Origin of the sequence: Niveispirillum sp. BGYR6 (genome assembly GCF_027568365.1) — a bacterium.
In the GTDB taxonomy this organism is placed as follows: domain Bacteria; phylum Pseudomonadota; class Alphaproteobacteria; order Azospirillales; family Azospirillaceae; genus Niveispirillum.
Genome location: NZ_JANLNL010000001.1, coordinates 837,081 through 862,568, shown reverse-complemented (window position 1 = coordinate 862,568; position 25,488 = coordinate 837,081). Strand labels below are relative to the sequence as shown.

The 25,488-nt window shown below is 63.8% G+C and carries 23 protein-coding genes and 1 tRNA gene; 13 read left to right on the top strand and 11 right to left on the bottom strand.

What is annotated here, in order from left to right; translation table 11 throughout:
- Positions 1 to 83: 83 nt before the first annotated feature.
- The 3 genes from PCJ49_RS03675 (at position 84) to PCJ49_RS03665 (ending at position 2,541) form a co-directional block, all read left to right on the top strand.
- Positions 84 to 770, top strand: a complete 687-nt coding sequence (locus PCJ49_RS03675; protein ID WP_269909761.1) for a hypothetical protein — start codon at positions 84 to 86, stop codon at positions 768 to 770.
- 65 nt (positions 771 to 835) lie between these two features.
- Positions 836 to 1,915 carry an ATP-binding protein gene (locus PCJ49_RS03670; protein WP_269909760.1) on the top strand — a complete coding sequence of 360 codons (1,080 nt, stop codon included), beginning with the start codon at positions 836 to 838 and terminating at the stop codon, positions 1,913 to 1,915.
- A complete protein-coding gene (locus tag PCJ49_RS03665; RefSeq protein ID WP_269909759.1) occupies positions 1,912 to 2,541 on the top strand; it encodes a response regulator transcription factor in 630 nt (209 codons plus the stop codon). Before PCJ49_RS03670 ends, PCJ49_RS03665 begins: the two co-directional genes overlap by 4 nt.
- A 188-nt stretch (positions 2,542 to 2,729) precedes the next feature.
- On the opposite strand, the gene PCJ49_RS03660 is transcribed toward PCJ49_RS03665, so the two are convergent.
- From PCJ49_RS03660 to PCJ49_RS03650, 3 genes are all read right to left on the bottom strand, one after another.
- Positions 2,730 to 3,413 carry a helix-turn-helix domain-containing protein gene (locus PCJ49_RS03660; RefSeq protein ID WP_269909758.1) on the bottom strand — a complete coding sequence of 228 codons (684 nt, stop codon included), beginning with the start codon at positions 3,411 to 3,413 and terminating at the stop codon, positions 2,730 to 2,732.
- Between the two features lie 643 nt (positions 3,414 to 4,056).
- Complete coding sequence (locus tag PCJ49_RS03655; protein ID WP_269909757.1) at positions 4,057 to 4,287, bottom strand: hypothetical protein; 231 nt, start codon at positions 4,285 to 4,287, stop codon at positions 4,057 to 4,059.
- Between the two features lie 337 nt (positions 4,288 to 4,624).
- Entirely contained in the window at positions 4,625 to 6,574 is a 1,950-nt protein-coding gene (locus PCJ49_RS03650) for a lytic transglycosylase domain-containing protein (protein WP_269909756.1), read from the bottom strand.
- A 90-nt stretch (positions 6,575 to 6,664) separates the two neighbouring features.
- On the opposite strand from PCJ49_RS03650, the gene dapA reads away from it, so the two are divergent.
- Both dapA and smpB read left to right on the top strand, forming a co-directional pair.
- On the top strand, positions 6,665 to 7,537 hold the full coding sequence (gene dapA / locus PCJ49_RS03645; RefSeq protein ID WP_269909755.1) for a 4-hydroxy-tetrahydrodipicolinate synthase: 873 nt from the start codon (positions 6,665 to 6,667) through the stop codon (positions 7,535 to 7,537).
- Between the two features lie 80 nt (positions 7,538 to 7,617).
- Entirely contained in the window at positions 7,618 to 8,091 is a 474-nt protein-coding gene (gene smpB, locus PCJ49_RS03640; protein ID WP_089289256.1) for an SsrA-binding protein SmpB, read from the top strand.
- Here smpB and PCJ49_RS03635 read toward each other — a convergent pair whose 3' ends face one another.
- Positions 8,092 to 9,363 carry an MFS transporter gene (locus PCJ49_RS03635; RefSeq protein ID WP_269909754.1) on the bottom strand — a complete coding sequence of 424 codons (1,272 nt, stop codon included), beginning with the start codon at positions 9,361 to 9,363 and terminating at the stop codon, positions 8,092 to 8,094.
- 343 nt (positions 9,364 to 9,706) lie between these two features.
- Here PCJ49_RS03635 and PCJ49_RS03630 point away from each other — a divergent pair, with 343 nt between their 5' ends.
- The 3 genes from PCJ49_RS03630 (at position 9,707) to PCJ49_RS03620 (ending at position 12,970) form a co-directional block, all read left to right on the top strand.
- The gene (locus PCJ49_RS03630) at positions 9,707 to 11,023 is read left to right on the top strand and encodes an outer membrane protein transport protein (RefSeq protein ID WP_269909753.1); all 1,317 of its coding nucleotides are present in this window, start codon (positions 9,707 to 9,709) and stop codon (positions 11,021 to 11,023) included.
- 78 nt (positions 11,024 to 11,101) lie between these two features.
- Entirely contained in the window at positions 11,102 to 11,746 is a 645-nt protein-coding gene (alkB, locus tag PCJ49_RS03625; protein ID WP_269909752.1) for a DNA oxidative demethylase AlkB, read from the top strand.
- A gap of 45 nt (positions 11,747 to 11,791) precedes the next feature.
- Positions 11,792 to 12,970 carry an FAD-dependent oxidoreductase gene (locus PCJ49_RS03620; RefSeq protein WP_269909751.1) on the top strand — a complete coding sequence of 393 codons (1,179 nt, stop codon included), beginning with the start codon at positions 11,792 to 11,794 and terminating at the stop codon, positions 12,968 to 12,970.
- Between the two features lie 36 nt (positions 12,971 to 13,006).
- Here the strand turns inward: PCJ49_RS03620 and PCJ49_RS03615 are convergent, their stop codons facing one another.
- The gene (locus PCJ49_RS03615) at positions 13,007 to 14,401 is read right to left on the bottom strand and encodes an amino acid permease (RefSeq protein ID WP_269909750.1); all 1,395 of its coding nucleotides are present in this window, start codon (positions 14,399 to 14,401) and stop codon (positions 13,007 to 13,009) included.
- 224 nt (positions 14,402 to 14,625) lie between these two features.
- Between PCJ49_RS03615 and PCJ49_RS03610 the strand changes: the two genes are divergently transcribed.
- Complete coding sequence (locus PCJ49_RS03610; protein ID WP_347710416.1) at positions 14,626 to 16,539, top strand: potassium transporter Kup; 1,914 nt, start codon at positions 14,626 to 14,628, stop codon at positions 16,537 to 16,539.
- Between the two features lie 337 nt (positions 16,540 to 16,876).
- On the opposite strand, the gene PCJ49_RS03605 is transcribed toward PCJ49_RS03610, so the two are convergent.
- Positions 16,877 to 16,961, bottom strand: a tRNA-Leu gene (locus PCJ49_RS03605).
- A gap of 199 nt (positions 16,962 to 17,160) precedes the next feature.
- Here PCJ49_RS03605 and PCJ49_RS03600 point away from each other — a divergent pair.
- Together PCJ49_RS03600 and PCJ49_RS03595 are read left to right on the top strand one after the other, a co-directional pair.
- A complete protein-coding gene (locus PCJ49_RS03600) occupies positions 17,161 to 18,270 on the top strand; it encodes a branched-chain amino acid ABC transporter substrate-binding protein (protein WP_269909749.1) in 1,110 nt (369 codons plus the stop codon).
- Between the two features lie 9 nt (positions 18,271 to 18,279).
- A complete protein-coding gene (locus tag PCJ49_RS03595) occupies positions 18,280 to 19,449 on the top strand; it encodes a branched-chain amino acid ABC transporter substrate-binding protein (RefSeq protein ID WP_269909748.1) in 1,170 nt (389 codons plus the stop codon).
- Positions 19,450 to 19,467: 18 nt separating this feature from the next.
- On the opposite strand, the gene PCJ49_RS03590 is transcribed toward PCJ49_RS03595, so the two are convergent.
- Positions 19,468 to 20,466, bottom strand: a complete 999-nt coding sequence (locus PCJ49_RS03590) for an inorganic phosphate transporter (RefSeq protein WP_269909747.1) — start codon at positions 20,464 to 20,466, stop codon at positions 19,468 to 19,470.
- 36 nt (positions 20,467 to 20,502) lie between these two features.
- The gene (locus PCJ49_RS03585; protein ID WP_089289263.1) at positions 20,503 to 21,156 is read right to left on the bottom strand and encodes a DUF47 family protein; all 654 of its coding nucleotides are present in this window, start codon (positions 21,154 to 21,156) and stop codon (positions 20,503 to 20,505) included.
- 277 nt (positions 21,157 to 21,433) lie between these two features.
- Here PCJ49_RS03585 and PCJ49_RS03580 point away from each other — a divergent pair, with 277 nt between their 5' ends.
- Complete coding sequence (locus PCJ49_RS03580; RefSeq protein WP_269909746.1) at positions 21,434 to 21,883, top strand: NUDIX hydrolase; 450 nt, start codon at positions 21,434 to 21,436, stop codon at positions 21,881 to 21,883.
- A gap of 7 nt (positions 21,884 to 21,890) precedes the next feature.
- Here the strand turns inward: PCJ49_RS03580 and PCJ49_RS03575 are convergent, their stop codons facing one another.
- Genes PCJ49_RS03575 through PCJ49_RS03565 form a run of 3 tightly spaced genes read right to left on the bottom strand, consistent with a single transcriptional unit; the run spans position 21,891 to position 24,504 of the window.
- Entirely contained in the window at positions 21,891 to 23,255 is a 1,365-nt protein-coding gene (locus PCJ49_RS03575) for an ATP-binding protein (protein WP_269909745.1), read from the bottom strand.
- The gene (locus PCJ49_RS03570; RefSeq protein WP_269909822.1) at positions 23,252 to 23,959 is read right to left on the bottom strand and encodes a response regulator; all 708 of its coding nucleotides are present in this window, start codon (positions 23,957 to 23,959) and stop codon (positions 23,252 to 23,254) included. The genes PCJ49_RS03575 and PCJ49_RS03570 overlap by 4 nt, the downstream gene beginning before the upstream one ends.
- Positions 23,960 to 24,006: 47 nt before the next feature.
- Positions 24,007 to 24,504 carry a MarR family transcriptional regulator gene (locus tag PCJ49_RS03565; RefSeq protein ID WP_089289265.1) on the bottom strand — a complete coding sequence of 166 codons (498 nt, stop codon included), beginning with the start codon at positions 24,502 to 24,504 and terminating at the stop codon, positions 24,007 to 24,009.
- A 73-nt stretch (positions 24,505 to 24,577) separates the two neighbouring features.
- Between PCJ49_RS03565 and PCJ49_RS03560 the strand changes: the two genes are divergently transcribed.
- On the top strand, positions 24,578 to 25,474 hold the full coding sequence (locus PCJ49_RS03560; protein WP_269909744.1) for a branched-chain amino acid aminotransferase: 897 nt from the start codon (positions 24,578 to 24,580) through the stop codon (positions 25,472 to 25,474).
- Positions 25,475 to 25,488: the final 14 nt, after the last annotated feature.

The window sequence follows — 25,488 nt, the reverse complement described above, 5'->3', positions numbered from 1 at the left end:
GCCTTTCCCTTCCCATCGACACGACAGCAACGCTGCCCCTGCCAAGGGGCAGCGTTGCTGCCTGCTGTCCGGAGTGCCTGGCCATGACCCGTCGGATCAAACCCATCCTGGCGGCCTTGCTGCTGCTGCCTTTTTCCACCCCCGCCGCCCAGGCGGCCGGGGGGGCCCATGTCATCGATGATGCGTCGGTGGAGACACCCGGCCATTGCCATCTTGAAAGCTGGCTGGCCAGCAATCCGAAGGGGCCGGATGCGCTCAACCTCAATCCCGGCTGCACCTTCACCGCTCTGCCCCGGCTGGAACTGGGGGCGACCTTCCAGCATCAGGGCGGGGCCGCCCCCGACACCAGTTTCGGGCCCGCCCTGAAACTGACCCTGCGTCCGGTGGAAACGGGGCTGGGCATTGCGCTGTCCGGCAATGCCGTGTGGAGTGACCGGAATGATCGGCTGGAGACGGCTTCCGTGCTGCTGCCGCTGTCGCTGCAACCGGCCGACGGCTTGCAGATCAATGTCAATGCCGGCTGGCTTTACAACCGGGCCGGCAAGCAGGAAACGGCCGGCTTCATCGGCGCCCAGCTCGACCAGGATCTGGGCCATGATCTCGCGCTGATGCTGGAAGGCTTTGCCCGTGGCGGTGGCCGGCCGGGGGCACAGATGGGCCTGCGCTGGACGCCGGGCGGCGGCGTCATCGATATCGACCTGCTGACCGGCTGGCGCACCGACGGCACCACCGCCCGCACCCACACCATCGGCCTGACATGGCGTATTTGAACAGCGGTGGCGGCGGTGCCGGGGTTTGGGGTAAAGGGAGAGGCAGGGCAGTGGGGAGAACCGGCATGGAGATAGCCACGCATGATCCGAGACCGGTCAGCCCCACCGGCAGGGCGCTGCGGCTGGCGGGCTTGTTTGCCTTTATGGCCGGCCTGTTCATTGCCGACACGCTGACCGATCTGGAAATTGCCATCGGCGTGCTCTATGTCGCGGTGCCCCTGGTGGCGGCCAGCTTTCTGCCGGCCCGCGCCATCCTGCTGCTTTCCAGCCTCTGCCTGGGGCTGCTGCTGACCAGTTATGAGCTGACCACCGGCGGCGACCCGGCCGCCGGGCCCATCAACCGTGCCATCAGCGTCATCGCCGTTATTGCCGCCACCGTGCTGGTGCTGCGCATCCGACCGGCCATCCTGGCCGGGATCGCCGCGCGGGAGCAGTTGGCGCGGGTGGCCCGCATCAACATGCTGGGCGAGCTGACCGCCTCCATCGCGCATGAGGTCAACCAGCCATTGAGCGCCATTGCCAATAGTGGCAATGCCGGCCTGCGCTGGCTGGACGCGCAGCCGCCCAATCTGGACAAGGCCCGTCAGGCCCTGGCCCGCGTCGTCAGCGATGCCGAACGGGCGGCATCCGTCATCGCGCGGGTGCGCAGCCTGGCCCGCCCGGTGCCGCCGCATCGGGAATGGCTGAACGCGCTGGATACGGTAGAGGAGATCATCGCCCTGATCCGCGATGAACTGGCCCGCAATCAGGTCAGCCTGTCCATCGACAATATGGAAGGGATGCCGCCGGTCCTGGCCGACAAGGTGCAGGTTCAGCAGGTCTTGCTGAACCTGATCCTGAACGCGGTGGAGGCCATGGGCACCACCCCGCCGGCCGAGCGCACCCTGCGCATCACCATCGGGGTGGCAGAGGGGGGGCGGGCGCTGTTCAGCGTAGAGGATAATGGTGTGGGTCTGGCGACCGACAATGTGGAAAAACTGTTCGACGCCTTCCACACCACCAAGCCCGATGGTATGGGGATCGGGCTGGCCGTCACCCGCTCCATTGTCGAGACCCATGGCGGCAAAGTCTGGGCGACAGCCAATGAAGAGGGCGGGGCCAGCTTCCATTTCACGCTGCCGACCAGCCGGACCGACATTCCATGACCGCCACCAGCCCCGCCGACCAGCCCCTGATCCATGTTGTGGAGGATGACCGTTCGGTACGGGATTCCCTGGAAGATCTGCTGGCCTCTGTCGGGTTGCCGGCCCGGCTGTTCGCCTCGGCGGCGGAATTTCTGCGGGCTGAACCGGTGGAGGCACCGGGATGTCTGGTGCTGGATGTACGGATGCCGGGGATGAGCGGGCTGGAATTGCAGGCGGAAATGGCCCGGCGCGGCCTCCGCCTGCCCATCATCTTCATCACCGGCCATGGTGATATCCCGATGTCGGTGCAGGCGATGAAGGCGGGGGCGGTGGAGTTCCTCACCAAGCCCTTCCGCGAACAGGATTTGCTGGATGCCATCCAGAAAGCCATCGCCCTGGACCGCACCCAGCGGCAGGCCGACGCCGTGGCCGACGAGCTGCGCCGCCGTCACGCCACGCTGAATGAGGGGGAACGCGATGTGCTGGCCCTGGTGGTCACCGGCCTGCTGAACAAGCAGATCGCCGCCCGGCTGGAAGTCAGCGAGATCACCGTGAAGGTCCGCCGCGCCCAGGTGATGAAGAAGATGCAGGCCGCCACCCTGGCCGACCTGATCCGCTTTTCCGACATGCTCAAGCCTCGGTTGTGAGGGGCAGGGGAGGGAGGCTCAGGCTTCTTCGCTTGTCCAGCCCCCTGATCCGGCCAGCCGGCATTTTGTGGTTGCACCCACCCGCTGGCCAATAAAAAGGGCCGGGCGCTGTCTCCCTTATGGGGAAACAGCGCCCGGCCCTGAACGGGGGAACAAGCAATGCGCCCATCACCGGGGTGATGGGGCGATTACTCCTTTTCCCCGCTGTAATCGCGGATATCCGCCGGGTCCCACACGGCACCCCGGCGGCGGCGGCCGTCGGTGACCTTGCTGGCGGCGGCGGCGGTCCGGGTGGCGGCGGTGCTGGCGCGCTTGGAACCGGGGACCGGGCCGCGACGGCGCGGGGCCGGCAGCTCTTCCACCGTGGCGGCGGCCGGGGCCGGGGTAGCAACCGGGGTCGTCACCTGCTGGCTGGCGGCGGCACGGGCGGCGGCAACCGCCTCCTCATCATAGCCGGCATTGGGGGAGATGGCGCGCAGCAGCGAGCCCACGGCATCGGCGATTTCTTCCGGTGCTGTTTTCCAGGCGCGCAGCAAATCCAGCTCGCGCCGCGACAGGATGGGGGAGGAACCTTCCGCCGTGGCGGCAAAGGTTTCCGGCGGCCGGCGCATATCCGGCACATCCAGACCGTCAAAGAAGAAGGTCAGCGGCACGTCCAGAATATCGGCCAATCGATAGAGCTTGCCAACGGAAACACGGTTGGAACCGCGTTCATATTTCTGCACCTGCTGGAAGGTGATGCCCAGGGCCTTGGCCAGATCAGACTGGCTCATCCCCAAAAGGCCACGCCGCAGGCGAATACGGCCGGCCACATGATTTTCGATCACCGTTTCCATCGCGGCCACGGCCGCATTCTTACTCCGTCTCGGCATTGCCCTTCCTAACCCCCTCGTCCCGCGTCATCGCAATTCTGCCCTATGGATACACCCGCCGCTTGCGCGACGGGTGCAACAATGAACAGTCACACGTTTGTCAAAACATCGCCTGTTCCAGGGCAAAGCCCGAAGAACAACAGATGCTGAAAATAACGGCCTGTCTCTCCAGCACACCGGTTCCCGCATTTCAGGGTAGCCGAGGCATTGGTCACCAAATGGCAGAAATCACTTATGACCAACATACCATCGTAGGTCAATATCGAACATTTCACCTGATATGTCCACAACTCGTATGAGATTCACCAACGGATAGGAAGTCACCTCCCCAAAGCCGAAAAAATACCGAACCAACTCAACCATGGTTAGTTCCCAGTAACATTATTAAAACGCGCTTCCAATTAACTCTCTTATATTCACCAGTGCCAAAAACGAGAAGAATCAGATAAGGCGTGTCATGCCAGCGAATCTCCCACCATTAAATTGTTAACCACGTTTGTAACATATTTTCACGAACTGTCGACCCCGGTAAGCAGGTTACGGCGAATTACCGCCGGGAATCGCCCCAAGGCTGTGTTTCGCCGGTTGTGATCATCGTTCAACGCCCGTTCCGCAGGGCGGTCAGGCGCTGACGGGTGCCTTGTCAGGCGGCATTGCCGATGGATGGGAACATAACTTCCACGACTCCACTCGCCACACCATAGGTACGGCGCTCCGCCCGCAATACAAGCAGCAATTCCTGAAGGCTTTCCGCAGTGAAGCCATCGCTATGTTTTTGTGCTTCCTCTTCCGTCAGCTGGATGAAGCGATCCAGCAACCGGGCATGGGTCGTTGCAGCCAGACGAACCTCTTGTTCCATTTTGCCAGCGATCATGCCCGCGCCCCTTGCTTTTCCAGTCCCTCATCCGCGAGGTCTGTGCACACCAATCGTGCGATAGCGGTCTTAATGATCGGTAAAGTGCGGGCTGTCGCCAATCTATTCTTTTGCGCCGCCTTTTTGATGAAAAAAGAAATATGTGTTGTTTTTCAATATATTAGAAATCATTCGGACGATGTGGTCGCACAGACGGTTTTTGGGGTTAGTCCGAAAGTTGTGGGGAACCAACCGGCCCGCCATTTTGTTCGTGGCGGCCGGCACAGGTTCCCCATTCTGCTGCCTCAGGCTGCGCAGGGTATTCTTTCTCCCTTATACCGTGTCATGGCACGCACCATCAGCCTTGGCCGCCGCCGGCGCGCGCCAGATCATTGGTCATGGAGATGGGGGGCAGGCCCAGGCGTGCCCGGTAAAGGTGCAGATTTTCCAGCACCCGCTGCACATAATTGCGTGTTTCATAGATGGGCATGGTCTCAATCCAGTCCACCATATCCACCTTGGGGCCGCGCGGATCGCCATAGGTGTTCAACCAGCCGGAAACCCGGCCCGGCCCGGCATTATAGGCGGCGATGGCCAGTACATAGGAACCGCCGAACCGGTCCAGCAATTCCTGCAGATAGGCGCTGCCGATGGCGACATTATGCTTGGGTTCTGCCGTCAGCTTATCGTCGCTGTGGCGCAGCCCCTGCTGTTTGGCCACGGCCTTGGCAGTGGGCGGCATCACCTGCATCAGGCCGCGCGCGCCGGCGCTGCTGACGGCCAATCGGTTGAAATTGCTTTCCTGCCGGATGATGCCATGCACCAGCCCTGCCTCCGGCCGTGGGTTCAACTTATGCGGCAGTAACGGATAGCCGGCATCGGCCAAGACGAATCCATCCTGCAAAGCGGTACGGGAGGTGGTAACCCCCAGGTCCGGCCGCCCGATCTCCAGCGCCAGGTTGCCCACCAATTCATAGGTCTCCGCCGTCTTGGCGTCGGCGGCCATTTTGCGCAGGAACAGGGTGACGCGTTCGCTTTCCGCCCCTTCGATGCGGACCAGTGCCTGCACCACACGGACCAGTTCCAGCTTGTGGAAGGCCTTGTGCAGATCGGCCGGCACCTTGATGGGGGCGGGCAGGGCGCTGCCTGCCGGCAAACCCAGCTTGTCCGCCGCCAGCAAGCCATAGAAGGTGCCGGAATAGGACATGGCGGCATCGTACCAGGTACGCGCCAGTTCCTTGTTCCCCAGCGCCTCCACGGCGCGGCCGGCCCAATAGGCGCCGCGCGATTTGCTGATGGGCGATGTGGTGCCGCGGAACAGGCTTTCGAAATGTTTCTGCGCTTCCTCCGGCCGGTTCAGCTGGCGGAGCGCCAGCCAGCCGGCCAGGAATTCCGCCTGGGCAAAGGCCAGCCCGTCCTTGGCCTTGTGGGCGGCCACCAGATCATAGGCACGGGCGAACTTGCCCTGGTCGATCAGGCGGCGGGCCAGGATGTGCCGTTCCACCCACCATTCATTGCCATGCTCGGCCTCCCCCGGCGGTTTGGCCAGCAGTTCCAGCGCCGCCTCATCCATATCCTTGCGGCGGCGCCATTTGGTGCGGTCATAGATCAGGCCGGGATCATCCTGTTCCGCCGCGGGGACGCGCCGCAGGGCGCCCTCCGCACCGGGGGACATGTTGGCCAGCGCCATCCGCGCCTCTGCCACGGCGCGCTGGCCGGGGGAAACGATGGGCATTACCCGGGCCGCCGCATCATAATTGCCGTCCCAGATCAGCCGGTCCAGCCGGGCGGCATGGTCGGCCGGGCGCAGCAGGCCGTTGTAACGCTGGCGGAAATCCCGTTCCTCCACCGCGCCGAGGCCGCCTTCGACATAGCGTTTGCGCACCAGGGCGATGGCCTTGTCGCTTGACCCCGTCTCCATCAGTGCCGCGATATAGCGGTCATAGCCCATGCCGGTCAGCGGCGGGTTGGCCTCAAACCAGCTGCGCACCTCGCGGTAGGGGAGGTCGGCCGGCATCCGCCCCTCGGCATTGCGACGCAGGGCGGCCATATTGGGCCAGTCCGGATTGCGCTGCATGAAGCTGGTGATTTCCTTCCAGTCCGCGCTGGTGCTGGGCTGGGTCAGGTCCAGCCAGCGGATCACCTTTTCCGCCACATCGTCGCGGGCGCGTTTGGCGATGCGCTTGGCATCTTCGATCTTGCCCTGATCGGCGGCCTTGAAGGCTTGCCGATATGTTGCAATATCGTCTGCATTCAGCGCGCGGACGGGGCTGGCAACGGCCAGCCCCAGCGCAAGGCAGGTCAGCATCGTTGCCAGGGCACGCGTAGCACCCTTGTTTCGGGAAAGGCCGCTCGTTAAGGTTCGCCGCTTCATCAGGTTTGACCGGGGTGTCCTGCTATGTTCAAGGGGTCCATCGTCGCATTGATCACGCCGTTCCGCGACGGGAAGGTGGATGAGAAAGCCTTCCAGGATTTTGTCGAGTGGCAGATCAATCAGGGCACGCACGGGCTGGTGCCGGTTGGCACCACCGGCGAATCGCCCACGCTCTCCCACGAGGAGCATCGGCTGGTTGTCAGCCTGACGATGGAGGTGGCCAAGGGCCGCGTGCCCGTCATCGCCGGCACCGGCTCGAACTCCACCGAGGAGGCGATTGCGCTGACCCGTCACGCCAAGCAGATCGGCGCCGATGCCGCGCTGGTGGTGACGCCGTACTACAACAAGCCGTCCCAGGAAGGTCTTTATCAGCATTACAAGGCCATCCATGACGCGGTCGATATCCCTATCATCATCTACAATATTCCGGCCCGCAGCGTCATCGACATGTCTGTCGCGACCATGGCCCGGCTCGCCAAATTGCCGAACATTGTCGGCGTGAAGGATGCAACGGCCGATCTGGCCCGTCCGTTGCGCACCCGAACTGAAATCAGTGCGGACTTCTGCCAGCTTTCCGGCGAGGATGCTACTGCCACGGCCTTCCTGGCACAGGGGGGTGTGGGTTGCATCTCTGTCACGGCCAACGTGGCCCCGGCCTTGTGTGCCCAGATGCAGAATGCCTGGGCAGAAGGCAACATGGCGGAAATGGCCCGCATCCGGGATCTGCTGATGCCGCTGCACCATGCCATGTTTGTGGAAACCAGCCCGGCCCCGGTGAAATATGCCGCCAGCCTGCTGGGCAAGTCCTCCCCGGATGTGCGGCTGCCGCTGGTGCCCTGTTCCGAACCGGGCCAGGCCATTGTGCGCGACGCCATGGTGAAGGTCGGTTTGATCTGACGTGCAAAGCCCGGCGGCGGGGGCGTTCCACCCCATCGCCGCCGGGACCGGATTTCGTTACGAGAGAAGAACAATAACCGATGGCGAAAGCTGAGACCGATCGCAAGGTGGTGGCGCAAAACCGCCGCGCCCGCTTCGACTATTTCATCGAGGATACGGTCGAGGCCGGCATCATGCTGCTCGGTACGGAAGTGAAATCACTGCGCTCCGGCAAGGCCTCCATCGTGGAATCCTATGCCGGGGACCAGAATGGCGAGCTGTTCCTGGTCAACGCCTATATTCCCGAATATGGGCAGGCGGGTCAGTTCTTTCAGCATGAGACCAAGCGCCCGCGCAAGCTGCTGGTGCGCAAGCGTGAGCTGGCGCGGATGCTGACCGCCATCCAGCGGGAAGGCATGACGCTGATCCCGATGTCGATCTATTTCAATGACCGGGGCAAGGCCAAGGTGGAACTGGGCATCGCCAAGGGCAAGAAGAAGGGCGACAAGCGCGAGGCGGAGAAGGAACGCGATTGGCAGCGCGACAAGGCCCGCCTGATGCGGGCGCGCGGCTGATCAACCCAGCCGCTGTCCGCGCAGCAGCACCAGCCCGATGACGGTGCCGACCAGGGCGAAGGCCAGCACATAGAAGGCCGGGGCCAGCGGGCTGGCCTGCTGCATCAGGGTCACCGCAATGGGCGTCAGCCCGCCGAACACGGCATAGGCGACATTGTAGGAGAAGGACAGGCCGGTGAAGCGCACCGCCGCCGGGAAGGCCCGCACCATCACATAGGGCACGGCCCCGACAATGCCGACCGACAGGCCGCACAGGGCGGAGAGCGGGTAAAGCCAGCCCGGATGGGCTGCCACGCCGATGAACAGGGCCAGCGCCATGATGCCCAGCGCCGGGCTGGCCAGCAGGAAGAAGCGCCCGCCCCCCAGCCGGTCGATCCCCAGCCCGGCCAGGATACAGCCGATGGTCAGGAAGAAGGTGGCCACACTGTTGGCCTGCAAGGCCACGGCCGGGGCGAAACCATAGGATTTCTGCAAGATGGCCGGCGTCATCAGAATCAAAACGATGATGGCGGCCGACAGCAGCCCCGTCAGCGCCATGGAGATGGCGACGGCGCTGCGATGATCCCGCGTCACCACGCGCAAGGGCAGGTCGGCCGATACGGCCTTGCGTTCCTGTAAGGCCTTGAAAACCGGCGTTTCCTCCAGCCAGCGGCGCAGATAGACAGAGATCAGGCCGAACAATCCGCCCAGCAGGAAGGGGATGCGCCAGCCGAACTCCAGCACCTCCGCCGGGCTGTAGACAAGGTTCAGGCCGGTGGCCATCAGCGACCCGATCAGGATGCCCAGCGTCAGCCCGGCCGTGACCGTGCCGCAGGCCAGACCGATGCGATGATCGGGCACATGTTCGGCCACGAAGACCCAGGCGCCCGGCACCTCCCCACCGATGGCAGCGCCCTGCAGCAGGCGCAGCGCCAGCAGGGCCACCGGGGCGGCCAGCCCGATCTGGGCATAGGTGGGCAGCAGGCCCATGCCCAGGGTGGACAGGGCCATTATCAGGATGGAGAGCGTGAACATGCGCTTGCGGCCCAGCCGGTCACCGAAATGCGCCATGATGATGCCGCCCAGCGGGCGGGCCAGATAGCCGGCGGCGAAGACGCCAAAGGTCTGCAGCTGCTTCATCCAGTCCGGCAGTTCCGGCGGGAAGAACAGTTGGCCGACGACGGTGGCGAAATAGACGAAGATGATGAAATCATAGAATTCCAGCGCGCCGCCCAGGGCTGCCAGGGCCAGGGTGCGGATATCCTGGCGGGTCATGCTCTGGCTTGGCTGCATTCCGGTCGAGTCCTGTTTCTGTTCACCGGTCGGCCGCCCGCCGACCGGTTCATGGGCTGAACCGACGCATACAGGCTCCGCCACGCTGGAACAAGTGGGAAGCCAGGATCGTTACAACTTGCCGACTATTTCGCCAGGGGCTGGGAATGGGGAATAAGTGCGATGCCCTATCGTGCCGATATTATTCCGGCATCGAAATATCTTGGTCACGGAATTGTTTCAGCTTGAATTATCCGCTTCCCTTTACGAAATGGTAAGGCAGCGGCCACCGCGCCGACCCTGAAAACCTGAACGTGCCGGTACCAACCCGGCCTTTGAGCACCGAAACGCCAGGAAGTCATAGATGCGTCACCTTGCTATCGCCCTTTGCGCCGGCACCAGCCTTGCCGCCTTGGCGACCACCGCCCATGCGGGCGGGTTCCAGATCCGGGAAAACAGCGCCGCCGGCATGGGCACGGCCTTTGCCGGTGCCGCGTCGGATGCGCGCGATCTCTCCATCGTCTATAACAACCCGGCCGCGATGACGCAGTTGCAGCGCTCGGGGGCCGAGCTTGGGGTCAGCCTGATCACCCCGTCATCGTCCTATCGCGGCACGGGCCGCGATGCGCTGGGCCGGCCGCTGACGGGGGCCACCGACCGCACGGGCGACGCCATCCCGGTGCCGGCCGCCTTCCTGGCCTATGTGCCGGAGGGGGAGAACTGGCGCACCGGTTTTGCCATCACGGCACCCTATGGGCTGGAAACCGATTATGATGCCGGCTGGATCGGCCGCTATCAGGCGTTGCATTCCAAGCTGGAGACGATCAACATCAATTTCGCTGCGGCGATGGAAATCCGTCCCGGCCTGTCCATCGGTGGCGGTGTCTCCGCCCAGCGCGCCGAAGCCACGCTGAGCAATGCCGTGGATTTCGGCGCGGTGCTGGCCGGGCGACGTGTGCCCGGCTTCCTGCCGCAATCCGCCGATGGTTATGCCAAGGTGAACGGTGATGATTGGGCCTGGGGCACCAATCTCGGCCTGCTCTATGAACCGGTGAAGGGCACCCGCGTCGGCCTGTCCTGGCGGTCGGAGATCAAGCATAAGCTGGGGGGTGATGGTACGTTCGAGACGCCGGCCAATGTCCGCGCCGTGCTGACGGCCGGTAATATCGCCGCCTTTGCCCCGACCTCTGCCGTGACGGCCAATGTCTCCACCCCGCAGAGCGTTGATCTGGGCCTGACGCAGGAATTCGGGCCCCTGGGCCTGAACGCCACCGTGGCCTGGACCGACTGGTCCAGCTTCCAGGAAATCCGCGTCCGTTTCGCCAACCCGGCCCAGCCGGATGCGCTGGATGAACAGCATTGGAAGGATACCTGGTTCTATTCGCTGGGGGCGACCTATCAGATCGATCCGGCCTGGCAGCTGCGCACCGGCATCGCCTTTGACAAGAACCCGACGCGCGACCAGTACCGCACGCCACGTATCGCCGATGGTGACCGGACCTGGCTGTCCGCCGGGCTGGGCTGGCAGGCGACGGACAATATCGCGCTGGATGTCGCCTATACGCATATCTTCGTCGATGACAGCCCGATCAATGTGGCCACCAGCACCGGCAACCGCCTGACCGGCGAGTTCAAGAGCAATGTGGATATTGTGGCGCTGACGGCACGCTACACATTCTGATGCCGCATTCTGCTTGATGGGAAGGCGCCTGCCCGGCAAGAAGGGTGGGCGCCTTTTTTATGTGCGGAGCCTTGGCCCATGCTGGACCTGTTCGGCGATCCATCCCCCGGTGAGCCCCGTCTGCTGGTGCCCGGCGCCTGGCTGCTGCCCGGCTTTGCCGCCGGGCAGGGGGCGGACCTGCTGGCCGCCATCGCGGCGGTGGCCGGTCACACCCCGTTTCGACAGATGGAAACACCGGGCGGCGGGCGCATGTCGGTGGCGATGACCAGTTGCGGCCAACTGGGCTGGCTGACTGACCGCAGCGGTTACCGCTATGGCGCTGTCGATCCTGTCACCGGCCAGCCCTGGCCGGCCATGCCCTTGATCCTGGCCGAACTGGCCGCCCGTGCCGCCGCTGCGGCGGGCTATCCCGGTTTTCAGCCCGACAGTTGCCTGATCAACCGTTACCAGCCGGGCGCCCGCATGGGGCTGCATCAGGACAGGGACGAGGCCGACATGGCCCATCCCATCGTTTCGGTCTCGCTTGGCCTGCCGGCCGTCTTCCTGTTCGGCGGGCGTACCCGCAGCGGCCCGGTCCAGCGGGTGCCCCTGCACCATGGCGATATCGTTGTCTGGGGCGGGCCGTCGCGGCGCTTTTACCATGGGGTGGCACCCGTGGCGGCGGGGGAACATCCGTTGGCCGGGCCATTCCGCTATAATCTCACCTTTCGCCGGGCGGGTTGAAACGCTATCGTTTCGCAACTGCAAAATCGAATAAGGAAACCGGCGATGGCGGAGCGGTTGGCGCGGCGTGGGTTGATGCTGGGCGCGGGGGCCGCGCTTTCCCTGGGCGCGCTGGGCGGTTGCGCTAGCCGTCCGGCCGGCATGGCGGCCAATGCCGCGCCCAAGGGGCCGATCCTGAGCCTGCCCCCCTTGCTGGCCGATACCGACCGTATCACCCGCATCACCATCTGCACCCGCCCCTTCCGCGCCCAGGGGCCAAGGCTGGAGCGGGAGCGGATTGGCGAGAAAGAGGTGATCCATCATTACGGCCATGGCGGCAGCGGCTGGTCGCTCTCCTGGGGTTCCGGTGCGGCGGCGGTGGAACTGGTAATGGCCACCGGCCAGCGGGATGTAGCGGTCATCGGTTGCGGGGCCATCGGCCTGACCACGGCCACCCTGTTGCAGCGGGCCGGGGCCAAGGTGACGATCCTTGCCAAGGAACTGCCGCCCAATGTGCGTTCCTCTTACGCCACCGGTGTCTGGTCACCCGATTCGCGTATTGCCATGGCGGAATATGCCACCCCGGCCTTTAAGGCAGCATGGGCGGCGCAGTGTCGGCACTCCTTCGCCGCCTTCCAGGATCTGCTGGGTTTGCCGGGCAATCCGGTGGAATGGTATGATGAATATATTGTACGGGAGCTGAATCCACCGGCGGAGCCGCCGGACACGCGGCCGGATTTTGCCCATCTGGCGCGCGAAATGGTGCCGGAACTGCGCGGCCGCCGCACAGAATATGCGCCCGGCCAGCACCCGTTCGGCAATCGCACGGTGCGGGGGCACAGCAACATGATGTTCAACATCAATGCCTATAGCCACCTGCTGCTGTCGGAATTCCTGGCCAATGGTGGCAGCTTGCAGGTGCGGGAATTCCACAGCCCGGCAGAGTTTGCCAGCGTGCCGCAAAAGGTGCTGGTGAACTGTACCGGCTATGGTGCACGCGCCCTGATGCGTGATGAAACGCTGATCCCCGTGCGCGGCCAACTGGCCCGCGCCATCCCGGAACCGGGGGTGACCTATGGGCTGAATTTCAATCAGGTGTCCTTCGTGCCCCGGCGTGACGGCTTCGTGTTCCAGGTCACCGGAGCGGACGAATATTATGGCTATGGCATTGAAGGCACGGAGCCAGACCGGGCCGAGGCGGAAAAGGCGCTTTCCACCATCGCCGGCCTGTTCAAGGGGGCGTAACGGGCAGGGCGGGGCCGCAACCCCGCCCTTTCTGCCTTACGCCTTCGCCTTGTTCCGGCGGAAGAAATAGACGATCAGCCCCAGCGCCAGCCAGATGACCAGCCGCGCCCAGGTATCACCCGGCAGGTAATACATCAGCCCGGCACAGGTCAGGATGCTGATCACCGGGATGATCGGCACCAGCGGCGTGCGGAAGGGGCGGGGCACATCCGGCCGGGTGCGGCGCAGCACCAGCACGCTGGCCGACACGGCCATGAAGGCCACCAGCGTGCCGATGGAAACCAGTTCCGCCAGCAGGTCGATGGGGAACAGGCTGGCCAGCACCATGGCCGCCCCGCCGGTGATCAGCGTGCCGACATGCGGCGTGCGCCAGGTCTTGTGCACCTTGCCGAAGATGGCCGGCATGATGCCATGCTGGGCCATGGCATAAAAGACGCGCGGCTGGGCCAGCAGCAACACCAGCGCCACGGAGGTCAGGCCGGCCACGGCGCCCAGCGAGACCAGCGATTCCAGCCAGACCCAGGATGGGCCCATCCGTTCCACAGCCAGCGCCACCGGGTGCGGCACATTCAGTTCGGCATAAGGCACGATGCCGGTCAGCACCAGCGCCATACCGATATAAAGCACGGTACAGACAACCAGCGAGCCCAGGATGCCGATGGGCACGTCCCGCTGGGGGTTGCGGGCTTCCAGCGCTGTGGTCGCCACCGCATCAAAACCGATATAGGCAATGAACACCACGGCGGCGGCGCGCAGCACGCCGGTAATGCCGTAATGGCCAAATTCACCAGTATTGGCAGGGACGAAGGGCGTCCATTGATCCGGGTTCACATGGAAGGCACCGACGGCGATCACCACCAGGATGACGGCCACCTTGGTGATCACCACCGCCGTATTGGCCCAGGCCGACCGGCGTACGCCGATGACGGCCAGGAAGGTGACCAGACCGACAATGAAGATGGCCGGCAGGTTGATGATGGCACCGGTTGCCACCAGCGCCCCGTCCTTCACCGCCAGCGGTGCGGCTGACAGTTCATGTGGCAGCGGCATCCCCAGGGTGGCGAACAGGGCGGTCAGATAACCTGACCAGCCCACCGCCACGAAAGCGGCTGCCCCCAGATATTCCATGATCAGGTTCCAGCCGACCAGCCAGCCCAACAGCGGCCCCAGCGCATCGCGGGTGTAGGAATAGGCCCCGCCCGACTCCTGCGACATGGCGGCCAGTTCAGCATAGCACAGGCCGACGCAGGCGCAGGCCAGGGCTGCCAGCAGGAAGGAAATCACCACCGCCGGCCCGGCATATTGCGCCGCTGCCGACCCGGTGATGACGAAGATGCCGGCGCCGATGATGCAGCCGACCCCCAACAATACCAGTTGCACCGGTCCCAGTGCCGGCAGCAGCCCGCGAGCCGCCTCCTGTTCCGCCCTCATTTCAAACCCTTTTTCCCATCCGCATCCTGTCCGACATGCGCGTGCGGTCGGGGTGTACCCCGCCGCCGCTTGCGGTTGGCCCTAGTTCTGAGCCGGAGCGCACAGGCAATGCAATGCTGAAATGCAATCAGCGGGTAACTATTTGCTCATTCCCTGCGTTATTGCCGCCCGCTTGCGCAGCGCGGCATGATTGGTTAGCGTTCGCACTCAGGAAATCTTGAAGGGTGGCTATATTGGGCCAGACGCAGACGGCGGCCGGGCAAGCGCATGTCGCGCACTCCTCTTTTGGGGTGCTGTTCCTGTCCGCCATCGGGGTCGTGTTCGGTGATATCGGCACCAGCCCCCTTTACGCCTTGAAGGAAGTGTTCGCCGGCCCGCACCCGCTGCCGGCGGACCCGTTGCATGTGCTGGGTGTGCTGTCGCTGGTCTTCTGGACCCTGCTGATGGTGGTGTCGGTCAAATATGTCGCCATCATCATGCGCGCCGATAATGACGGGGAGGGCAGCAGCTTTGCCATGCTGGCCCTGTTGCAGCGCACACTGACGGCGCGCTCGGGCCGCCTGGCCATTGCCGGCACGCTGGGCGTTTTCGCCGCCGCCCTGTTCTATGGCGACAGCGCCATCACGCCCGCCATTTCGGTGTTGAGCGCGGTGGAGGGGCTGCAGGTCGCGGCCCCGCAACTGGCCGATTGGGCGGTGCCGCTGGCCATCGCTATCCTGGTGCTGCTGTTCGCCGTGCAATCGCGCGGCTCGGCCGCCGTGGGCGGCCTGTTCGGCAGCATCATGCTGGTCTGGTTCATTGTGCTGGCGGTGCTGGGCATCGCCAATATCGGCCAGGCCCCCTGGGTGTTGAAGGCGCTGTCGCCGCATTGGGCGGTGAAATTCATCGCCCATGATGGCTGGATCGGCTTTCTGGCGCTGGGCTCCGTCGTGCTGTCGGTGACGGGGGCGGAGGCGCTTTACGCCGATATGGGGCATTTCGGGCGCGGGCCGATCCGGCTGGCCTGGTACATGCTGGTCTGGCCGGCCCTGCTGTTGAACTATTTCGGCCAGGGTGCCTTGCTGCTGGCCCATCCGGAAGCGGCAACCAACCCGTTCTTCCTGATGATGCCGGGCTGGGCGGCGCTGCCCATGGTGGCGCTGGCGACGATGGCCACCATCATTGCCAGCCAGGCGGTGATTTCCGGCGCCTTCTCCGTCACGCGTCAGGCCATCCAGCTCGGATATCTGCCCCGGATGGCGATCATCCATACGTCGGAGCGGGAGATCGGGCAGATCTATATCCCCTTTGTCAATTGGACGCTGATGGTGGCCGTGGTCTCCCTGGTGCTGGGCTTCGGCAATTCCACCAATCTGGCGGCGGCGTATGGCGTGGCGGTGACGGGCACCATGGTTATCACCACCACCATGGTGGCGATTCTGGCCCATGCCCATTGGGGCTGGCGCGGCAAATGGGTCTGGGCGTTCTTCGGCCTGTTGCTGAGCGTGGATATGGCCTATTTCCTGGCCACGGCCACCAAGATCCCGCATGGCGGCTGGTTCCCGCTGGCGGCCGGCATTGTCGCCTTCCTGTTGATGACCACCTGGAAGCGGGGCCGCCAGCTGGTTCATGCCAAGCAGAGCGAGGGCGCTTTGCCCATGGCCGACTTCCTGGCCAGCCTGTCGAACAAGGTGGTGCGTGTGCCGGGGACGGCCGTTTTCCTGACATCAGAGGCGGAGGGGGTGCCGCTTTCCCTGCTGCATAACCTGAAACATAATCATGTGCTGCATGAACGGGTGGTGCTGCTGACGGTGAAGGTCTCCGAAAGTCCGCGTGTCCCGATGGAACAGCGTGTTCATTCCGAAGCCCTGCGGGAGGATGTGTTCCGTGTCACCCTGCATTGCGGTTTCATGGAAGACCCTGACGTGCCCAAGACGCTGGCCAATGCGCGCCGGGCCGATCTGGGCTTCGATTATGAACCGATGCGATTCTCCTACTTCCTGACGCGGGAGACGGTGGTGCTGGCCGCCGATCCGGGCATGGCGCCCTGGCGCGGCTATCTGTTCGCCTTCCTGTCGCGCAGCGCCACGACGACGGCGGACTTCTTCCATCTGCCGCTCAACCGCGTGGTGGAGCTGGGGGGTAATGTGGAGATTTAAGGGGGCGGGCGGGGAACCAATGAAGCGTTTCTCAATAAATGAAACTTTGTCTGTTTCAGATTGAAGAAATCCCAACCGTCACCCCGGCGAAGGCCGGGGTCCAGTTTCGTAGAGCGAAGCGCTTGTGACCCTGGACCCCGGCCTTCGCCGGGGTGACGGGAGTGAGAGCAATGTTGTTTCTCTTGAAGGCGGGTACATTCTGGTCATCTAACGACCGATATGCCCCATGAAGGGGGATAGACTGGGGCCTGTCGCAGCTCCCCAAAAGCGAAAAGGGCGACACCGCTGCCGGTGTCGCCCTTTTTCATCGCCCTTGGTAGAAGGCGGTTCATTCCAGTGGTGCGGCCGAAAAGACTCGAACTTTCACGGGTTGCCCCACAGCGACCTCAACGCTGCGCGTCTACCAATTCCGCCACGGCCGCAAAACACGAGACCGGAATGCCGATGCGATCATGTCGACCGCGCCGGTGCCGGGGTGGATAGCAAATCATGGCGGGCGGTTCAAGAGCATTCGTCAGCCAATTGCGCAATTGTTGCCATGTCCCGAATTGACGCGGCGCACCCGCGTGTTAGCCTCAGCAACCTTCGGGTCTTGGCCGATAACGAGAAGAGACGGGAACAATGAAGCTCAGCAAATCCCTGCGCGCCGCCCTGGCGGCTGCCACCATGCTCGCCACCGCCCCGGCCTTCGCCGATACGCGGGTCGGTCTGGTCGCCCCGCTGACCGGTCCCAATGCCGTGTTCGGTGAACAGATGCGCCGCGGGGCCGAAATGGCCATCGCCGACATCAACGCCAAGGGTGGCGTGCTGGGCGAAAAGCTGACGCTGTCCAAGCTGGACGATGCCTCCAACCCCAGCCAGGGCGTGGCCATTGCCAACAAACTGGCAACGGAAGGCGGTGTGGCCGCCTTCGGCAACTTCAATTCCGCCGTCTCCATCCCCTCTTCGAAGATTTTCGAGGATGAGGGGATTGTGATGATCAGCCCCGCCTCCACCAACCCGCAGCTGACCGAACAGGGGTTCGAGCTGATTTTCCGCACATGCGGGCGGGATGATCAGCAGGGTGACGTGGCCGCCGCCTGGCTGGTGAAGCATAATAAGGGCAACAAGATCGCCGTCATTCATGACCAGACCACCTATGGCAAGGGTCTGGCCGACGCCACCAAATCCGCCCTGAACAAGGCTGGCGTGAAGGAGACGATGTATGATGCGGTGAATGTTGGTGACCGCGACATGTCCGCCCTGGTCACCAAGATGAAGGATGCCGGCATCCAGGTGGTCTATTTCGGCGGCCTGCATACGGAGGCCGGCCTGCTGGTGCGCCAGATGGGGGAGGCGGGGCTGAAATCCGTCTTCATGTCCGGCGATGGCACGGTTAACCAGGAGTTCTGGAACATCGCCGGTAAGTTCGCCGACGGTGCCCTGGTGACTTTCGGCAATGAATATCGTGACAAGCCGGAGGCGGCCGATGTGGTGAAGCGTTTCCGCGATGCCAAGTTCGAGCCGGAGGCCTACACGCTCTATACCTACGCCGCCGTGCAGGCCTGGGCGCAGGCGGCCACGAAGGCCAAATCGGTGGATGCCCCCAAGGTCGCCAAGGCCATGCGCGATGGCGACTATTCCACGGTGATCGGCAAGCTGGCCTTCGATGCCAAGGGCGACCGCAAGACCACCGATTATGTCGTCTATAAGTGGGCAGACGGCAAATATACCGTGGTGCCGGGGCAGTAAGACGCCCCCTTGTTGAAGGGCTGGCGGCTGTGGTCTGCTGCCAGCCCGCTTCTGTTCCGCCGCTACCGGGTGTTTGCCTTGACCTTCCGTTCTGTCGCCTTTGTGCTGCCCCTCTTGCTGGGGGTGGTGAGCTTTCCCGCTGCTGCCGAGATCAAGGTGGGCTTTGCCGCACCCCTGACCGGTCCGCTGGCCGCTGTGGGTGACCAGTTGCGCCTGGGCACCAGCCAGGCCATTGCCGACCTCAACGCCAAGGGCGGTGTGCTGGGCGAAAAGCTGGTGCTGGTGGCAGAGGATGATGGCGGGGTGCCAACCCAGGCTGTGGCGGTGGCCAACAAGCTGGTGATCCAGAATGTCTCCGTGGTGATTGGCCATCTGCAATCCGGCACCACCATTCCGGCGGCCAAGGTCTATGGCGATGAGGGCATCATCACCATCACGCCCACCGCTACCTCACCTGAGGTTACGGAACAGGCGGGCGGGCTGGTCTTCCGCACCTGCGGACGCGATGACCAGCAGGGGCCGGTGGCTGCCGCCTATATCGCCAAACATTTCAAGGATAAGCGCGTCGTGCTGCTGCACGATCAGGCAACCTATGGCAAGGGGCAGGCCGACGCCACCAAGGCCGCCTTGAACGCGCTGGGCGTGCAGGAGGTGCTCTATACCAGCCTGACCAGCGGGGAGCGTGACTATACCGCCCTGGTGACGCGGGTGAAGGCGGCGCAGGCCGATGTTGTTTATTTCGGCGGCTATTACAGCGATGCGGCGCAGTTCGTGCGCCAGATGCGGGCGGCCGGGGTGAATGCGGCCTTTGTTTCCGGCGATACGCTGGCGTCAGACGATTATCTGGCCCTGTCCGGCCCGGCGGGGGAGGGCACCTTGATGACCTTCTCCGCCGATGCCCGCACCCTGCCCAGCGCCAAGGCGGTGTTGGATGGCTTTGCCGCCCGCAAGCAGGAACCGGGGGCCTATACGCTCTATGCCTATGCGGCGGTCCAGGTGTGGGCGCAGGCGGTGGCCAAGGTGGGCGTCACCCAAGGGGAGAAGGTGGCGGAGGCCCTGCGGGAGGCCCCCCATGAAACGGTGATCGGTCGCCTGTCCTTTGATGCCAAGGGCGACCGAACCAGTACCGATTATGTGATGTATCAGTGGAAGAACGGCAAATATGCCCCTGTACCGTAAGGGATAAGGACGTTTTGCTTAAAACAGCGTCGTCACCCAATAGGCCCCAGCAGCCACCAGGGCGGCGGCGGGCATGGTGACGATCCAGGCCACGACGATGCCCTGGGCCAATCCCCAGCGCACGGCCGACGCCCGGCGGGCGGAGCCAACGCCGACAATGGCACCGGTGATGGTGTGGGTGGTGGAAACCGGTACGCCCAGCCAGGTGGCGGCAAACAGGGTGATGGCCCCACCGGTTTCGGCACAGAAGCCATGGACGGGCTTCAGGTCAGTCAGGCGCGACCCCATGGTGCGCACGATCTTCCAGCCGCCAAACAGCGTGCCCAGCCCCATGCAGGCCTGACAGGACAGAACCACCCACAGCGGCACGTGGAATGTCTCACCCAGATAGCCCTGGGAGAACAGCAGCACGGCAATGATGCCCATGGTCTTCTGCGCATCATTGCCGCCATGGCCCAGGCTGTAGAGCGAGGCGGAGACGATTTGCAGGCCCCGGAATGTCCGGTCCACCCCGAACGGTGTGGTCCGGCGGAAAATCCAGGAGACGATCAGCACAATCAGCAGCGCCAGCACGAAGCCGATGGTGGGCGAAACGAAAATTGCCACCGCCGTCTTGGTCAAGCCGCTGGCGACAATCGAACCGAAGCCGGCGCTGGCGACACCTGCCCCGGCCAGCCCGCCGACCAGCGCATGGCTGGAACTTGAAGGGATGCCCCAGTACCAGGTGATCAGGTTCCAGCCGATGGCCCCCATCAGGGCGGCGAAAATCACCTGACCCGTGATGATGTTGGGATCGACGATGCCCTTGCCAACGGTGGTGGCGACATGGGTGCCGAAGAACAGAAAGGCGATGAAATTGAAGAAAGCCGCCATCAGCACGGCGTTGCGGGGCGACAGCACCCGTGTCGACACCACCGTGGCGATGGAATTGGCGGCATCATGAAGCCCGTTCAGGAAATCGAACATCAAGGCTATGCCAATCAGCGCGATCAGAAGGGGCAGGGAAAGCGTTTCCATGGGGGATGGTCCTGGACCCGTTGAAGGCGGGATGTGTCAGACGTTATCGACAATGATGCTGTCGATGATGTCGGCGACATCCTCACAGGCGTCCAGCACCGCTTCTTCCAGTTCCAGCACTTCCCGGACCAGGGCCTGGCGATAGGTGATGGGGGCATCCAGCCCGCCGCTTTCCTGGCGCAAACGCGCCTTGCCCGCGCGCAGCAACCGGTCGCTTTCGCTTTCGAGTTGCGAGACCTCTTCGGTCATCCGCGTCAGTTGGGTGTGATTGCGGCCGATATCGCGCATCAGCGGCAGGGCTTCCCGCAGGATGCCGGCGGCCTTGACGATGGCATCGGCAATGGCGTGCATTTCGGTCGTGTAGGTCATCGGGCCGGCTTCGGCCAGATGACGGGCGACATCCTGGATCAGATCGATGATATCATCCATCCGCTTCGCCAGATCCTGAATGTCGGACCGGTCGAAGGGCACGATGAAGCTGCGATGGATGGCCGCCTGTACCGCCTTGGTAACAACGTCGGCCTTGCCTTCCGCTTCATGGATGACCTGGAAGCGCCCCTCCAGATCGTCACCCTTCTGCAGCATGGTCTGCAGGGCCTGGGCGGCCGCATAGGTGTATTGCGTATGTTCGGCGAACAGGTCGAAGAAACGTTCTTCCTTCGGCAGCAAGGCCCGGAACAGGCTCAGCATGGGTTCCGCTTTCAATGGTCTGTGGCCGTGCGGGCGCTAAGATGATGGCCCTGCGCGGCTTCTGACCTTTCCTCTAACATCCTGCGTCATAATTCTGTAATTCAATTGTCAAGAAACAGGCATTCTTGACGGCGGGGTGTGCAGGCCTCACGTTGATATCAGGGAACAGCTGGTTTGGCACATCGTTAACCACTCGTAAGCTATAACCTTATGCGCGCTGCCAGTGTGCGCCGTCCGTCTTACACTCTTTTTCGTACAAGGCTCTTCAAGCAGATCCATGGCCCAGACAAAAACCTCCCAGTGTGCTGCTCTCCCTTACCGGCTGACCGATGGCAGGCCGGAAGTCCTGCTTGTCACCTCGCGGGAGACCAAGCGCTGGATCATTCCGAAGGGCTGGGCCAAGAAGTCGATGGGTGCCTGCGCCATGGCGGAGCGGGAGGCGTTTGAGGAGGCCGGCATCAAGGGGCGGATCGACTGCGCGCCGGTGGGCTCCTACCGCTATGAAAAACGCCTCGACAATGGTGACAGCGTGGAATGCGATGTTGCCGTTTTCCTGCTGCGCGTGACGGAAATGCTGGATGTCTGGCCGGAGAAGGGGCAGCGCGAGCGGCGCTGGATGGATCCGGCTGAAGCCGCAAAACTGGTTTCCGATGATCAATTGGCGCCGATGCTGCGGCAGCTGGAAAACACATTGGCAAACGGCAAGCGCGCCGCCGTGCGTTGTTAATGTGATTCTATAACGGCAGCCGCACCACGGCCCGCAAGCCCCCCTTGGGGCTGTCGCGCAGCAGCACATCGCCACCATGTCGCCGCGCCACATCCCGCGCGATCGTCAAGCCCAGGCCCACACCGCCGGTGGACTGGTTGCGCGACGGTTCCAGCCGGTGGAAGGGCCTGAACACGCCTTCCCGCTGGTCCGGCGGGATGCCGGGGCCATCATCATCGACGATGATTTCCACCATGGTTTCGCCCATCGCCAGCGACAGCCAGACATGGCGGCCATAGCGTTTGGCATTGCCCACCAGATTGGCGATGCAGCGGCGCAGCCCGTTGGGGCGCAGGGGCAGCACCACCTCATCCTCGGTTGCCGGCCCCAGATCCAGCGAAAGCGCCGTGCCCTCGCGCCGTGCATTGGCCGCTACCTCCTCCAGCAGCGCCCCCAGGTCCACCGGTTGCGGCTGTTCGTCCCCGGCCCCGCGCGCGAAGGAGAGATAGCCGTCGATCATCACCTGCATTTCGGCAACATCGGCCTTCAGCTCCTCCACCTCCTGCATGTCCGGCATCATGGCCAGCTGCAGCTTCATCCGGGTCAGGGGCGTGCGCAGGTCATGGCTGACCCCGGCCAGCATTTCCGTGCGCTGGCTGATCTGGCGGCGGATACGTTCGCGCATCACCAGAAAGGCATGGGCAGCTTGGCGCACCTCTGCCGCCCCTTCCGGCCGGAAATCGCTGATATCCCGGCCCTTGCCGAACGCATCTGCCGCTACCGCCAGCCGGCGGATGGGCCTGATCTGGTTGCGCATGAACAGGGTGGCGATGGAAAACAGCACCAGCGAGCTGCCCAGCATCCAGATGATGAACAGGTAGGAGGTGAAGCTGTAGAGCCGCCGTTCGGGCGACAAGACCGACAGCACGCCATCGGGCAGCTGCACGCGGATTTCGATCCATTTATGGGCGATATTGGCATTGATGCGCCAGGGCCGCCGCACCCGTTCATCCAGCGCATTGGCCAGCGTATCCTCCAGCGCTGTGCGCGGGCGTGGCGGCGTGGTGGGCAGCATCTCGCCGGGATTAAAGCTGATCAGGATATCGGTGGTGCGGGCGGCCATGGACAGGGTTTCCGCCCGCGCCGCCGCGTCCGGATCGCGGCCCAACTGGTCGATGACCAGGGCAATTTCGCCAGCCACACCCATGGCCAGCCGCTGTGTCATCGTGTCCCAGTGGCGGTCATAGAAGATGAAAGTGGCGATGCCCTGAGCCAGCACCACCGGCGTCATCATGATCAGCATCGACCGGGCGAACAGGGTCGCCGGCAGATAGCGTTTCAGCAGCCGGAAGGGCCGGGGCCGTCGCCGCCACCAGTCGCGCCAGCGGATCAATCCGGCCTCAACACATAACCCTCACCGCGCACGGTCAGCAGATAGCGCGGCTCGCGCGGGTCGCCTTCCAGCTTGCGGCGCAGGCGGGTGACCTGCACATCGATGGTGCGGTCATTGCCGGCATCCACGGCGGCCTTTTCCACCAGCTCTTCGCGTGACAGCACCACGCCGGGGGCGGCGGCCAGGGCGCGCAGCAGGCCCGACTCCATGCTGGTCAAGCGGACCACCTCCTCCCCGTCGCGCAACTCGTCGCGCACCGGATCGAACAGCCAGCGGCCGATGCGGATGGGGGCTGGGCTGTTGGCGCCGCCCCCCGCGCCAGGACGCGCCTGCCGGCGCAGGATGGACTGGATGCGCAGCACCAGTTCACGCGGCTCAAACGGTTTGGGCAGGTAATCATCGGCCCCTGCCTCCAGCCCCTGGATACGATCCTCCGCCTCCCCGCGCGCGGTCAGCAGCAGGATGGGGGCGATGCCCTGGGTCGAAAGGTCGCGGCAGAGGTCCAGCCCGTTCTCGCCCGGCATCATCACATCCAGCACGATCAGGTCAAAGGCCAGCCCGCCCAGCCGGGCGCGGGCATCGGCGGCATCCTGTGCCGCCGTCACCATGAAGCCGTTCTGCGACAGATAGCGCCGCAGCGCCTCCCGCAGGCGGGTATCATCATCAACGACAAGGATATGGGGCTGGTCGGCGATATCGGTCATGGCTGCCAGTGATAACATGGGCCGGCTGCTGGGTGCAGCGGACAAGTTTACCGTTTGCCGGGCCCCGGCGGTTGGAATTTGGCCCGGTCCTCGGCATCAATGATGCCCAGCATCACGGTGCGGAACCCCTCCACCGCCGCCGCCCCGGCAGCGCGATAGGCCTGGGCGATGCGGGCGCGCTGGGCATCCGACAGGGTGCGTTCCAGCTCCTGGCCTTTTTCCGTCAGGGTCAGCAGGCGCTGGCGCCGGTCCTTGGTGCCGGCCCGCTGGGCGATATATTCTTGGGCGACCAGATCGCCCAGCACGCGGGCCAAGCTCTGCTTGGTGATCTGCAGGATGCCCAGCAGCTCCGTGACATTGATGCCCGGATAGCGTCCCACGAAATAGACGACCCTGTGATGCGCCCGCCCCAGCCCGATTTTCGCAAGCATCGCGTCCGGTTCGGCGGTAAAGTCGCGATATGCGTAGAACAGCAGCTCGATGCCTTGGCGAAGATCCTCCTCACGGAGGAACAGCGGGTTCGGACCTGATTTTACGTCAGCCATGTTGACTTATTTCTGCAATTCCGTATCGTGGATAGCGTCCCTACGGACATAAAGTAACGAGGAAACCACCATCATGTCGATCATCCCCTTCCATGACCGCGACGGGCATATCTGGTACGACGGTCAGCTGGTGCCCTGGCGGGATGCCAAGGTGCATGTCCTGACGCATGGCCTGCACTATGGAAGTTGTGTATTCGAGGGGGAGCGCATTTACAACGGTTCCATCTTCAAGTCGCGCGAACATAGCGTGCGGCTGAAGAAATCGGCCGAACTGTTGGGCTTCGACATCCCCTATAGCGTGGATGAGATTGAAGAGGCCAAGGTTGCCACCTGCAAGGCGGCCAACATGGTCAATGGTTACATCCGCCCCGTCGCCTGGCGCGGCAGCGAGATGATGGGCGTGTCCGCCCAGCATAACAAGATCCATCTGGCGATTGCCTGCTGGGAATGGCCCAGCTATTTCACCCCGGAAGCCCGCATGAAGGGCATCCACCTGCAGCTTTCCAAGTGGCGCCGTCCGGCCCCGGATACGGCCCCGACGGAAGCCAAGGCCGCCGGCCTGTACATGATCTGCACCATGTCCAAACATGCCGCAGAAAAGGACGGTTTCCAGGATGCGCTGATGCTGGATTACCGGGGCTATGTGGCGGAAGCCACGGGTGCCAATTTCTTCATGATCAAGGATGGCGTCATCCACACGCCGACACCCGATTGCTTCCTGAACGGCATCACCCGCCAGACGGTGATCGATCTGGCCAAGCGCCGTGGCTATCAGGTGATCGAACGCCATATCCAGTTGGAAGAGGTGCAGGGTGCTTCTGAAATCTTCCTGACCGGCACGGCGGCGGAAGTCACGCCCGTGGGCCGCATCGGCGACTGGACCTTCACCCCGGGTGAGGTCTGCCGCAACCTGATGCTGGATTACGACGCCCTGGTGAATGGCCGGCTGGAGGCCGCCGCGGCGGAGTGAGGGTAGTTTAAGTG

Bases quoted from the DNA above. Each gene is read 5' to 3' on its own strand.
- PCJ49_RS03675 (WP_269909761.1), top strand. From the start codon at position 84: ATGACCCGTCGGATCAAACCCATCCTGGCGGCCTTGCTGCTGCTGCCT.
- PCJ49_RS03670 (WP_269909760.1), top strand. From the start codon at position 836: ATGGAGATAGCCACGCATGATCCGAGACCGGTCAGCCCCACCGGCAGG.
- PCJ49_RS03665 (WP_269909759.1), top strand. From the start codon at position 1,912: ATGACCGCCACCAGCCCCGCCGACCAGCCCCTGATCCATGTTGTGGAG.
- PCJ49_RS03660 (WP_269909758.1), bottom strand. From the start codon at position 3,413: ATGCCGAGACGGAGTAAGAATGCGGCCGTGGCCGCGATGGAAACGGTG.
- PCJ49_RS03655 (WP_269909757.1), bottom strand. From the start codon at position 4,287: ATGATCGCTGGCAAAATGGAACAAGAGGTTCGTCTGGCTGCAACGACC.
- PCJ49_RS03650 (WP_269909756.1), bottom strand. From the start codon at position 6,574: ATGCTGACCTGCCTTGCGCTGGGGCTGGCCGTTGCCAGCCCCGTCCGC.
- dapA (WP_269909755.1), top strand. From the start codon at position 6,665: ATGTTCAAGGGGTCCATCGTCGCATTGATCACGCCGTTCCGCGACGGG.
- smpB (WP_089289256.1), top strand. From the start codon at position 7,618: ATGGCGAAAGCTGAGACCGATCGCAAGGTGGTGGCGCAAAACCGCCGC.
- PCJ49_RS03635 (WP_269909754.1), bottom strand. From the start codon at position 9,363: ATGCAGCCAAGCCAGAGCATGACCCGCCAGGATATCCGCACCCTGGCC.
- PCJ49_RS03630 (WP_269909753.1), top strand. From the start codon at position 9,707: ATGCGTCACCTTGCTATCGCCCTTTGCGCCGGCACCAGCCTTGCCGCC.
- alkB (WP_269909752.1), top strand. From the start codon at position 11,102: ATGCTGGACCTGTTCGGCGATCCATCCCCCGGTGAGCCCCGTCTGCTG.
- PCJ49_RS03620 (WP_269909751.1), top strand. From the start codon at position 11,792: ATGGCGGAGCGGTTGGCGCGGCGTGGGTTGATGCTGGGCGCGGGGGCC.
- PCJ49_RS03615 (WP_269909750.1), bottom strand. From the start codon at position 14,401: ATGAGGGCGGAACAGGAGGCGGCTCGCGGGCTGCTGCCGGCACTGGGA.
- PCJ49_RS03600 (WP_269909749.1), top strand. From the start codon at position 17,161: ATGAAGCTCAGCAAATCCCTGCGCGCCGCCCTGGCGGCTGCCACCATG.
- PCJ49_RS03590 (WP_269909747.1), bottom strand. From the start codon at position 20,466: ATGGAAACGCTTTCCCTGCCCCTTCTGATCGCGCTGATTGGCATAGCC.
- PCJ49_RS03585 (WP_089289263.1), bottom strand. From the start codon at position 21,156: ATGCTGAGCCTGTTCCGGGCCTTGCTGCCGAAGGAAGAACGTTTCTTC.
- PCJ49_RS03580 (WP_269909746.1), top strand. From the start codon at position 21,434: ATGGCCCAGACAAAAACCTCCCAGTGTGCTGCTCTCCCTTACCGGCTG.
- PCJ49_RS03570 (WP_269909822.1), bottom strand. From the start codon at position 23,959: ATGACCGATATCGCCGACCAGCCCCATATCCTTGTCGTTGATGATGAT.
- PCJ49_RS03565 (WP_089289265.1), bottom strand. From the start codon at position 24,504: ATGGCTGACGTAAAATCAGGTCCGAACCCGCTGTTCCTCCGTGAGGAG.
- PCJ49_RS03560 (WP_269909744.1), top strand. From the start codon at position 24,578: ATGTCGATCATCCCCTTCCATGACCGCGACGGGCATATCTGGTACGAC.